1 rRNA gene is annotated in these 790 nt (G+C 53.9%); it reads left to right on the top strand.

Annotated elements, in window-relative coordinates:
- Window positions 1-790 (top strand): 23S ribosomal RNA (locus tag CRI63_RS23770); the annotation flags it as partial.

The raw sequence follows: 790 nt of genomic DNA on the forward strand, positions 1-790 counted from the left end.
CGTAATAGCTCACTGGTCGAGTCGGCCTGCGCGGAAGATGTAACGGGGCTAAACCATGCACCGAAGCTGCGGCAGCGACACTATGTGTTGTTGGGTAGGGGAGCGTTCTGTAAGCCTGTGAAGGTGGCCTGTGAGGGTTGCTGGAGGTATCAGAAGTGCGAATGCTGACATAAGTAACGATAAAGCGGGTGAAAAGCCCGCTCGCCGGAAGACCAAGGGTTCCTGTCCAACGTTAATCGGGGCAGGGTGAGTCGACCCCTAAGGCGAGGCCGAAAGGCGTAGTCGATGGGAAACAGGTTAATATTCCTGTACTTGGTGTTACTGCGAAGGGGGGACGGAGAAGGCTATGTTGGCCGGGCGACGGTTGTCCCGGTTTAAGCGTGTAGGCTGGTTTTCCAGGCAAATCCGGAAAACCAAGGCTGAGGCGTGATGACGAGGCACTACGGTGCTGAAGCAACAAATGCCCTGCTTCCAGGAAAAGCCTCTAAGCATCAGGTAACATCAAATCGTACCCCAAACCGACACAGGTGGTCAGGTAGAGAATACCAAGGCGCTTGAGAGAACTCGGGTGAAGGAACTAGGCAAAATGGTGCCGTAACTTCGGGAGAAGGCACGCTGATATGTAGGTGAAGTCCCTCGCGGATGGAGCTGAAATCAGTCGAAGATACCAGCTGGCTGCAACTGTTTAATTAAAAACACAGCACTGTGCAAACACGAAAGTGGACGTATACGGTGTGACGCCTGCCCGGTGCCGGAAGGTTAATTGATGGGGTCAGCAGCAAGCGAATGC

Origin of the sequence: Escherichia sp. E2661, from assembly GCF_004745185.1 — a bacterium.
Lineage (GTDB): Bacteria > Pseudomonadota > Gammaproteobacteria > Enterobacterales > Enterobacteriaceae > Escherichia.